At 41.6% G+C, this 11634-nt stretch carries 6 protein-coding genes and 1 pseudogene; all 7 read right to left on the bottom strand.

Going from position 1 to position 11634, the window contains the following annotated elements:
• Positions 1-64: 64 nt before the first annotated feature.
• Positions 65-886 (bottom strand): annotated as a pseudogene (locus tag DXD04_RS03175) (sialate O-acetylesterase); the annotation flags it as partial.
• An 82-nt stretch (positions 887-968) separates the two neighbouring features.
• Positions 969-3647, bottom strand: a complete 2679-nt coding sequence (locus tag DXD04_RS03170) for a glycoside hydrolase family 31 protein (protein ID WP_117670805.1) — start codon at positions 3645-3647, stop codon at positions 969-971.
• Between the two features lie 16 nt (positions 3648-3663).
• Positions 3664-5001 (bottom strand): glycoside hydrolase family 43 protein, encoded by a 1338-nt coding sequence (locus DXD04_RS03165; protein WP_117670803.1) that lies wholly within the window; start codon positions 4999-5001, stop codon positions 3664-3666.
• A 95-nt stretch (positions 5002-5096) separates the two neighbouring features.
• A complete protein-coding gene (locus DXD04_RS03160) occupies positions 5097-6422 on the bottom strand; it encodes a glycoside hydrolase family 43 protein (RefSeq protein ID WP_117670801.1) in 1326 nt (441 codons plus the stop codon).
• Positions 6423-6480: 58 nt separating this feature from the next.
• Positions 6481-7866: a glycoside hydrolase family 43 protein gene (locus DXD04_RS03155; RefSeq protein ID WP_373102988.1), complete on the bottom strand. Its 1386-nt coding sequence runs from the start codon at positions 7864-7866 to the stop codon at positions 6481-6483.
• 18 nt (positions 7867-7884) lie between these two features.
• Positions 7885-9846 (bottom strand): glycoside hydrolase family 97 protein, encoded by a 1962-nt coding sequence (locus DXD04_RS03150; protein WP_373102911.1) that lies wholly within the window; start codon positions 9844-9846, stop codon positions 7885-7887.
• A 169-nt stretch (positions 9847-10015) separates the two neighbouring features.
• The gene (locus DXD04_RS03145; RefSeq protein ID WP_259296020.1) at positions 10016-11584 is read right to left on the bottom strand and encodes a glycoside hydrolase family 43 protein; all 1569 of its coding nucleotides are present in this window, start codon (positions 11582-11584) and stop codon (positions 10016-10018) included.
• Between the last annotated feature and the right edge of the window lie 50 nt (positions 11585-11634).

The raw sequence follows: 11634 nt of genomic DNA, 5'->3' as shown, positions 1-11634 counted from the left end.
AGAGGAGATAGACGGGGTTGACCGAGTCTATCTCCTCTCTTCGTATAATACCCTATTACTTACTCTTTTTCAAAAGTTCAAGCATGGTAAGGGCATATCTCTTGCCAAGTTCTCTATAGCCAGCTGCACTAAAATGCAATCGATCGGATACGGCCTCACATCCTTCAGAAGAAACCACATGTACTACAGGAATCGTTTCAGGTAATTTCTGAATCACCGGATTCATCGATGCACAAGCTCCCCCTTGCCCTTCAGAAACAAGCTCACCAACTAAAAGAGGCAATGAGTTAGGCTGCAAACCAAGGTCTGAAAGAATATTATCGTATACTTTTTTTACCTTCATCGGCCAATCCGGATCTCCGGTATTGGATTCTCCTTGATGAAGAAGTATACCTTTTATAACTCCACACCGAGAAGCTTGTTTAGCAAGCTCGATTAATCTTGCATAAGGATTTCCATCATACTCAGCGACCATATTTTTTAACCAATCTGGAGATCCGGCCACATACGAAGCATAATTATCCTTATCAAATAATTCTATTCTACATCCTCCCACAGCCACATTAATAACACCTATTTCTACATCAGCTGGAAGGCTATCTGCCAATGTTCGTCCAAAATAGTCTGCTGGAGTTAAACCCGTTCCACATCTTGCCAAAGGAGGAACAGCAGTGTACCACTTACCTTTTTCCCGTCCTAAATCCGGGCAATCTACAGCTTGAAGCACCTTGAAACGCGGAGTTACATTCACCGTATCACACGCTTCTATTTTTGCATTTCCCTCCATATTCGACTGTCCTAAACAAAGATAGATATGAAACTTCTCATTCACCTTCTCGGTTCCAGTCTGAGCCTGTGCAGAAACAGGTCCCAAAGACAAAGCCATCAATGATGTCAATGTCACAAACATTCTTTTCACTTCCATTAGTTCAAAATTTATATTCAACAGTTATCTCTATTTATTTTTATCAAAAAGCTATTTTTAACTCCTCACCCTTATAGACTACAGACTTTTCTGTTACGTTCGATTTTCCATCTGAGGACAAGGCTATTTTTACAATCTTAAGGTTCCGCACCGGTTCCATCCCCTCATACTGACCACTCCGTTTACCAATAATCAAAATGGAATGCGCATCATCCCAAAACAGACGAATGCAAGAATATCCTCCTTTTTGATAGTTGTAGTCTGTACCTTCATCCTCATACAATTGATAGGTTCCATCTGTTCCTGCATAAACACGTATCTCCAAATCTGATTTCAAGGCTTTCTGCGCATTTTCTGCATATCCTGATGACAAAGGCAAGACAGTGCCAGCCTTGACAAATACAGGAATGTAGTCCGGAGAGACTGAAGTCTGAACCCAACCCGTTGACATATACTGGTTGTCATGGAAATCATACCATCCACCCTGAACGGCAGGCAGGTATGTCTTCCACACGACAGGTCCCTCTTCCACTATAGGAGAAACCAGCAGAAACCGACCAAACATATATTGATATTTCAAAGATAAAGCTTGAGTATCCTGAGGGAAATCCATCATCAGAGGACGTAACATCGTACCATTTCCCAATGAGACACATGCTGCTTCAGAATAGATATATGGTAAAAGGCGGTAACGCAGCTCCAATGATTTACGAGCCATATCCGTCACTTTATCTCCATAATTCCAAAACTCAGTATTGGTCATATACCCATGTACACGCATCAAAGGTAAAAAGACAGAAGTCTGAAGCCATCTGGAAAAACGCTCATGAAAATGTGCATCTGTATACTGTGCATCGCCCGGACGAAAGAATCCTCCAGCATCATAAGTCCACCAAGGCAGACCACAAACAGAAATACCCAGTCCTGCAACAATCTGACGACGAAATGTATCCCAGTCATTCCCGACATCTCCTGACCAAGTAGCAACCCCATATCGCTGAATGCCAGGAAATCCGCTACGGGTAAGCAGAATAGTCCGAGAAATAGAATCACTTTGTTTTCCCTCATCAGTGGAAAGACCTCGTAAACCTTCATATATCGTTTTGTTGACCACAAGTGGATACACATTCCGGAACACTTCTCCGGGGAAAGTGGAATGGTTTACCCTACGTCCTACCAAATCGTCATTTTCCGGCTCCGTTGCATCCAGCCACCAAGCATCTATTCCTATCGGAAGCACCAGACTATCCCGAAAGTTCTTCCAATAAAAAGAAGCAGCTTCCGGATTAAAAAAATCAACCCAAGGAGTACCTGGTATGTAATAGGACTTATCAGCTAAACGTTTTCCTAACACAGAATTTTGGTCCACTTTCGACCAGACCGACAACATCAGTCTCATGCCCATCCGGTGAAGACTGTCGGTCATTTCCCGAGGTGCAGGATAATCTGTCTCGTCAAAACGCATGGCATTCCATCCATATTTTCCCCAGTACTGCCAGTCCTGTACCATCAAGTCAACCGGCAATTTTTTTCTTCGAAATTCGGAAGCCGTTTCCAGAATTTCTTTTTGAGAATGAAAACGTTCCCGGCAATGAATGTATCCCAAAGCCCACGCTGGCAACATAGGGACTTCTCCTGTCGCTTCCCGATAAGAAGCAATCACTTCATCGGCTGTTCCTGCAAAGAAAGTATAATCTATTCCATTCGATACCGGAGAGCGAAAAGTAGTAGTTTCATCTACTTTTCTAAAATACACTTTAGGTGCATCCTCTTTAGTCAATTCAGCCCTTAAATTATGCTCTCCCGCTTTTAAATCTACCAATATGGAAACTGTAGGTGGCAACCAGAGATTATTCATGTCGACTACCGTATGCCCATCAATTGCCAGATTATGTCTACGCGCCATTAAACTTCCCACATCCAGCATCAAAGCATACTGTCCGTCTAATTCTACTTTCAACTTACCCACAAATACATTACTTTCACGCACTTCCTCCTTCCCCCCTTCAGTAGAAGTCACATTCACGGTTACTTTATTTCCTCCCAACCCCGTTTTCTGAAGTGCAACTACCGAAGAAGCAGGATTAAAATCTGTCAAACCATAATTATTCCACAAAAGTCCGTATCCTTTATTCGACATCACAAAAGGAATGGCTATCTGTGTATTAACCTGGGTCAGTCTTCTGGTTAAACCACGCACATTCAAATAACCATCCTGAAACTGTCCTAACCCGTAAAGACACTCATCAAACGGAGAATGAAAAGTCTGCGTAGAAACATACGTTTTTTCTCCTTGCACTGAAGAAGACTCTATCAGACTCGCCTCCTCTCCTACAATTTCCTTGCCACCAGAAGAAAGGAACGAAATCCGTCCGTCAGATACAGAAAACCTGACATTCAAATTCTTTAAAGACAAAATATAACTATCCTTCTCCTTTTTCAGTACATAATCAGGAACCTTCTTTGGAAGATATACTAATTCTGGAACTTCATGAGCTATGCCCATGCTTCGAATCACTCTTACAGCGTTGTTGGTCAGCGGACGAAGTTTCAACAGAGTGTCTGCTAATCGAAAAGTTACCTGCTCAGTCTCCTGCTTTTCCAACGTCCATTCCTGCAACTCATTAGTAGACGAGAGGCCGGGATCATTCCCGGCCAAACATTCTCCTCTCCACCCTACACAAGTGAAAACGGATAATAAAAATAAATTAACCCTGTTCATAGCATACGCAATATCATCAGTAATTCAGCTTCCAATAATCAAAATAAGCCAAATCTTTCGGAGCCTTTCCCTTAAAAATAAAATACAAGTCGTGTACACCTGTTACCTGTGGAATCTGTTCTTCCATTATCCGCCAACGATCACTTCCCCCAGTTCGTGGTACTTTAATCTTAGCTAACACCTGTCCGTCCAGCCCGTCAAGACGTACTTCCATAGTAATTTCCGCATTGTGAGTGGTAGACAAACGAGCAGAAAAACGAGAAGGAGCTTTCTCACCGAAATCAACAGCCCGTACTTTCGTATAAGCTCCATCTGCTAAGGCTGTAATAAAGACTCCTACCTGAGGATTATAAGCGCTCTTCATCTTTTCTGACCATGCCATTGTTTCCGCTTCCACCTTCTGGTACGGACAAAGAGGTTTTAAACTCTTCGTAACACCCTCTTTCACCATCTTCATGCAAGGAATTTTTCCATCAGACTGGAAATCAAGTTCCCTAACACACACAGAACGAGTAAAGCCACTTCCACCAGGAAGAGAAGCATCGTGATAAAACAAATAAGTTTTTCCTCTGAAATCGGCAATTCCAGGATGATTGGTGAAACTTCCTCCTTCTGTAGCCATCAAAGTACCTCCATACTTCCACGGGCCTTCTGGACTTTCAGCTGTAGCATACGCTAAATGTTCAGGAACCGGTCCTCCAGCATAAAAGAGGTAATACATTCCCTTACGTTTATACAACCACGGAGCCTCTTCATACAAAGTAGGACGTTGTGGATCTCCCTCCCTGCGTCCAAAAGCTTCCGGCTTCATCGGTACCGCATGTATCTCCCCTTTATAAGATATCATATCCTTATTCAGCTTCACATAATAGCAGTTCGGATTTCCCCAATAAAGATAAGCCTGTCCATCTTCATCAATGAAGACTGTAGGATCTATATTGCCATAATCAGCTCGTACCAAAGGAGCTCCTATCGGATCATAAAAAGGCCCGTAAGGACTATCAGCCACAGCTACTCCAATAGCCGTTTCACCTTTACGGTCCGTCACAGGTACATACATATAAAATTTACCGTCACGTTCAATACACTGGGCAGCCCATGCATCTCCACCTGCCCATTCAAATGTCTTGAATGACAAAAGAGTGGGATGTTCGGTCCAGTTCACCATATCATCCGTGGAATAAAGTTTCCAGTCGTTCATGGTAAACCACGTAGAACCGTCTTCATCGTGACTTGTATAAAGGTACAGCTTGTCATTGTATACCATAGGAGCCGGATCAGCCGTATAAGATGTTTGGATAATGGGGTTTTGTGCATTTACTGCCAAACCAGACAACAAAACCACTCCCTGCATAATTCTGCACCATCGAATATTTAGTAAAGACAACTTTATATCTTTTCTTAAAATCTTTTTTATCATATATACTCTATTTATGCTGTAAACTAATATCAGAATTTCCAATAATCCAATTCAAATAAATCCTTATTATTCTCTCCTTCAAAACTAAGGTACAAATCATGTATGCCACTGACCGCATTGACCTCACAAGAATAAAGTTCATACTTAGATGTTTCATTTCCCTGCGGTATATTCACGTTTCCCACAATCTTTCCATCCGGAGCATCCAAACGAATTTTCAGATTTCCTCCCTCAAGAGGCAATGCGGAAACTTCAAAACAGCGAGCTTTATTCTTTCCAAAGTTCACTCCACGTACACAGATGTACTCTCCATTGTTCACATCTACCACCGAAAGAGACTTATCTGCATTCGGAGCAGTTTTCAATCCATATCCCCAAGCCATAGTTTCAGCTTCTACCTTACGGAACGGATTAAAAGTACCGATCTGCTCCAGCTTGGTATCCGCCCAATAAGGTACTTCTTGAATAGTTCCATCTTCATTATAGTGCATTTCTGCCACTGACACCGAACGGCGTTCATAATGAGTATTCGTTTCCAGTTTTAACAAATCATAATTCAATCCAAAGACATACGATTTCCCCTTATAATCCATAATACCAGGATGATTGCCTCTGGTTCTCTCCGTAGGGCGCATAATGTATCCTTTCGTTTTCCATGGTCCTGTAGGACTATCACTCATTGCATACCCTATTCCCTCCGGACAACAGGTAGAAGCAAAAGCCAAATAATAATGTCCATTACGTTTATAGAACCACGGACCTTCCTGATAATGCTCCGGAGTTTCTTTTAGCTTTACAATATCTCCAGAATATGAAATCATGTCTTCATTTAATTTCACATAATAACAATTGGGATTTCCCCAATACATATAAGCTTGCCCATCCTCATCGATGAACACGGTAGGATCAATATCATCCCAATGTTCTTTCTGCCATACAAGAGGCTTTCCTAGAGGATCCTTAAATGGTCCATAAGGACTGTCGGAAACAAGCACACCGATTCCATTTCCATGAATCGGACAATACATATAAAACTTACCATTGCGCTCAACTACCTGTTCAGCCCAAGCTCCATTATCACGCTTCACCCAATCAAAGCTCTTGAGAGAAGCAACAACCCCATGATCAGTCCAGTTAACCATATCGGTAGAAGTATACAACAACCAATCCTGCATTTTAAACCCTTCGGCATCATCTTCATCATGCGTCGTATAAAGAAATACCGTATCATTGTATACCATCGGTGCCGGATCGGCAGTATATTTCGTTTGAATAATAGGTCGTTGAGCATTTACATTCAGACAATTCAACAGTCCACAACCACTACACAGTAACAAAATCTTGCTAATATTCATAATATTCAATATTTAAGTTTATCAAATCGATTTTTCCCTATGTATCATTAAAAACTAATTACTCTACCAATTTCCACCAATCAAAATTGAAAAGCTTGCAGCCTTTTCTACCCTTAAAACAGAAATATAAATCATGTGTACCTGAAACAGCCTGTTCACCCTGTTTCACCGCTGTTTCTAAAGTCTTCCAGGCTTCCCATCCTCCGGTATGAGGTACTTGTATTTCTGTAATCAACGTGCCACCAATACTGTCGGCATACACTTCAATTATTCCGCCTCTCAATGCACTGGCCACACTTACTTCTAACTTGCTGGCACCCTTTTTGCCTAAATCGACTTCTCTGACCTTTATATAATCACCATTATGAATGTCTGATACATAAATTCCTGTCCGATCATTCGGCTCCGTCTTCACACCTTCAGAAAAAGCCATAGTCTCCGCTTCTACTCGCTGATAAGGATTTAGAGAACCTACCGGTTTTACTCCTTCTTGCGTAGCATTAATAACAGGGAATGTTCCGTCTGCATTGTATTCAAACTGTTCTACAGCCACAGAACGTCCGAATCCACCACCTTCAGGTAATTTTCCGGTATGATAAAAGAAATAAGAGTTCCCTTTATAATCAATCACCCCACAATGATTCGTAAATGAATCCGTATCCTGCAAAGGCATAATTTCTCCCATATATTTCCAGGGACCAACGGGCGATTTACTCATGGAATACGCAATATGTTCCGGAACACCCCCTGCCGCATACAGCAAATAATAATTATCCTTTCGCTTATAAAACCAAGGACCTTCCGTATAGATATCCTTGTATTTTTCTCCCTTCACACGCTTATCCGGATTTGGAGCTCCGAAACTGTTCACTGTTTGTTCCAGCTTCTTCACCTCACCCTTGATGGATATCATATCCTCATTCAATTCTGCATAATAAATATTCGGATTTCCCCAATACAAGAAAGCCCTTCCATCATCATCAATATACACAGTTGGGTCAATATAATCCCAACTGCCGTCACATAGCGGTTTCCCGATGGCATCCCGGAAGGGTCCCACAGGAGAATCACCTACCGCCACTCCGATAGCCATCGCTCCTGTAAGTTTTGAATGCAGACAGACATACCAATAAAATTTACCCTGACGCTCTACGCACTGTGCAGCCCATGCACGGTCATCTGCCCATTCAAAAGATTCTATGGCCAACGGAGAGCCATGGTCTGTCCAATTCACCATATCGTCCGTAGAATACACTCTCCATTCCTGCATCCAGAAAAAATCAGCTTTGTCCTCATCATGTCCTGTATACACATAAAGTCTGCCATCGTGCACCATAGGAGCAGGATCTGTCGTATAACAGGTCTGTACAATCGGATTCTGTGCCATCAGTATGGGAGAAATTAATCCTCCCAATACTGAAAATAATATCTTATTCCTTATCATCATTCCAATATTAACAATTTACTTCCGGGTAATCACTACACCTCCATTTTTAGGAATAGAAAGATTCAAAGTCTGTTTCTTGTTGATAACCTGTTCCTTGACTGAGCCTGCCAGTTTATCATTATCTTCATACAAATTGACGATTTCTCCTGCTGCAAACAAAGTTGAAACATCTATCTTTAATTTAATAGTTTCATCCTGTGCATTAATTCCTGCCACGTACCATTTACCAGCATGTTTACGTGCCATCACAATATATTTTCCAGGATAACCGTCTATAAACTTCACCTCATCCCAAGTAGTAGGCACTTTTTTCATGAAATCCACGGCCCAAGCTGGAGCGTCAGTCAGGTTATTAGGTGCCAATGCAAAATGCTGCACCGGACTCTGAAACAATACTGCCGTAGCCAATGCAAATACATCGGACGTAACTCTCAGCCGTCCCCCCGGTTCATTTTTCGCATTATAATATTTGTTCAAAGTACTTCCTCCGAAATCCATACTCCCAATCGTATTACGAACAAACGGATGGATACATGCATTGAATGCTTCTGCATCGCAGCTTCCCTGAGAGAAATTCATGTTTTCACTGGCCAATACCGCTTCACTGGCCGCATAATTAGGATACATACGTTCCCATCCACGCGGAATGGTACATCCATGAAAAATAACCAACAGTCCATAATCGTTTGCGTCAGCTAAAATGTCTTCATAAAGCTGCATGGTGACCTGCTTGTCACTACCTATGAAATCGACCTTAATACCTTTGATACCTATACGTTGCATCCATTTCATTTCTTTCCGACGCTCAATGATATTACTCATTTTTCCACGAGGTCCTTGAGGGGCATCATTCCAGTATCCATTGGAGTTATACCACAAATATAGCCCTACATTCTTCTGTTTGGCGTAGGCAGCCAGCTCTTCTATCTTATCATAACCTACCTGTGTATCCCAAAGCGCATCTACCAGCACCGTACGATATCCCATAGCTGCACAAAAATCTACATAACGCTTTTGGTCATCCATATTCATACTGGCATCTCCGGCAATAATCCAGCTCCAAGTTCCACAACCGTATTCTGCGGTATAGTCTTTCGACGGTTCATATAACGGCTCTACCACATCAAACGGTACAGTTGTTTCTACAATAGGAGCCAGTGTAGAACCCAAGGTTATAGTACGCCAAGGAGTCTTACCCGGCAATGCAATTCCCGGAGAAATCGTGCCATTGCCGTTAAATTCACCTTCCTGCGGAAAACCAATGGTATACAACCCATCTTCATGCCCCATCAAACGACTACCGCAATAATAACTGTTTACTCCAGTTTCAGAAATTAAAATCCAACCTTTATCTGAATTTTTAAACAAGCAAGGGAATGTATATCCTTCTCCCCAACCATTTTTTCCCATCGTATCATCTACTGTATATGGAGTTTCATAGCTGGGAGAAGTTCTGGCGAAACCACCCATCGGTCCGCTTTGTGGACATAAGAAAGTAGTCGTACCTTCCGGCATGACAAACCCCGTAGTTTCCTGCTGTATCACACAGCACAAAATATCCTTCTTAGGATAAACGGTATATCTAAAGGCCACGTCATTATTACTTACCCGAAATTCCACATCAAAAGCAGTTCTCCCTTCTTTTGTAAATGGAACGACTACTGATTCAGCCGCATACTCCACCTTACTTTTTTTTATGTTCGGTAAACGGTAGTTCTTCCGGATAGAGGTCTCCTTGATTTCACTACCGAGTGATAAAGAAGATGTAAAATCACCAATAGTAGTCTTCATACCCAACGGAGATTTCTCAATAAAAGTTACTCCATCATAGAATACCTGATAAGAAGGAATTCCACCTTCATCTGACACTACTACCTTCAAACGTCCATCAGGACTCAGCACCTCTTTTTCACTTGCATATAAACTTGTCATACAAATCATCGCAGTAAACGATGACAATAATACACGTTTAATCATAGACATTAGTTTTATTGTTTATGTTTCCCTTTTAGTGCAGATAAAACGACTAAAAGGGAAACGTAATATTACACATCATTCTGTAAGCAGGCGCAACATAAAGATTCCACCAGCCACACTATTTTCTCACTTTTCTTTTATCAGAGTCTCGGCTGCAAAACCTGTTCTATTATTTCTTTATATGCTGATATTCAAAGAAATCGACATCAACAAAACCACCCAGACTCTTTGTCGCATAATTAAACAAAGCAAACTTAGTGCCCATAAAGAAACGACGATAATCAAAAATCATCTTAAAATCAGTTCCGATTTTCTTCCAGTCTTTATTATCGTAACTATAATAGAATGAAGCTATATCCTTATTCAATCTGAAGTCCCCATCCAAACGAAGGTATATCACATCCGATGTCAATTCTACCTTTTGAATTTCATTTCGATCAATACCTGTCACAGACTTATTTTTTTCATCCAATTTGACACTTTCTGTTTTCATAGTCAAATACTTCTGGCTTCCTTGACAAGTGACAGCTAAAATTCCAGCATCTCCATTAAATGCACTCAGTCCAGCCACATCACCATCCTTCATGCCCGAAAGGTCCATACAAACCACTCCAGAACATTTCGGCCCTTCCATACGCTGAGTTAAAGTATTAGGAGCCACAAACAAATTATCCACAACTCGTCCGGTCGTCAACCGTAAATATCCCTTACGTGCATTCAATGACCAACATTCATTCATCGGATTATGATTCCACTGCCAGTTTAATTTTAGCTTTTCGCCACTAAAATCATCACTCACTACCAATCCTTCAGAAGAATATCCTTGTACAGGCTTAGACATTGTAGCCGGCACATGTCCATTTTCATCTCCTAACATCGGCCAGCCGTCTACCCATCGACAAGGCATCATAGTCAACACACGACCTACCCCATTACGATCCTGAAAAATAACTCCATACCAATTTCCTTTTCCATCATCTACAATCGTACCTTGTGCCACGTACGGAAAACCAGCAAATGCATCTTCCAATATCACCTTTTTCTCATAAGGACCGGTAATTTTATCTGCCCGGTAACATACTTGTCTGCGTTTACCTCCTCGAGGCCATGAAATCATCAGCAAATAATACTTCCCATCGTGTTTTATCACCCTACTACCTTCCAGTAAAGCATTTTCCTCTTTATCTCTTTCGAATATCTTCATATCCACACCTCCCGGCATGACATCACTCAAATCCGGCTTCAGTTCACGCAACTGTCCGGTACCATAAAAGATATAAGCTTTCCCATCGTCATCAAAAAACAAAGATGCATCATGAAAATGAGGAATACGTGACGACAATGTCCATCCCTTTTTAGGGTCAGAAGTAGTATACACATATCCTTTGTAAGGGGTGTCATTCGGAGAAAAATAAGCATAATATGTTCCATTATGGTAACGCAAAGAAGTAGCCCACTGGCCACGTCCATATACAGTTCCTTCTTTCAAGTCATAATTCGGTTTATCATCCAACCGATCATACAGATAACTTACGATTTCCCAGTTGACCAAATCTTTTGAGTGCATGATCGGCGCTCCCGGAACCAAATGCATGGTTGTACTCACCATATAAAAGTCATCCCCTACACGTATCACATCCGGATCAGGAACATCTGCCCAAAATACAGGATTAGAGAAAGTTCCATCTCCATTGTCACCACACTGGGCATTGACTACGTCAGGGTACACGCCTCCCATAGCCATTAACAGACAAGCTAGCAAAAAGTGTTTTTTCATGATTTTATTCT

The sequence above is a fragment of the Phocaeicola plebeius genome, assembly GCF_003437535.1.
Taxonomy (GTDB): Bacteria; Bacteroidota; Bacteroidia; order Bacteroidales; family Bacteroidaceae; genus Phocaeicola; species Phocaeicola plebeius_A.
Note: the sequence above shows the minus strand (reverse complement) of the source record. Positions and strands in the feature narration are given on the sequence as shown.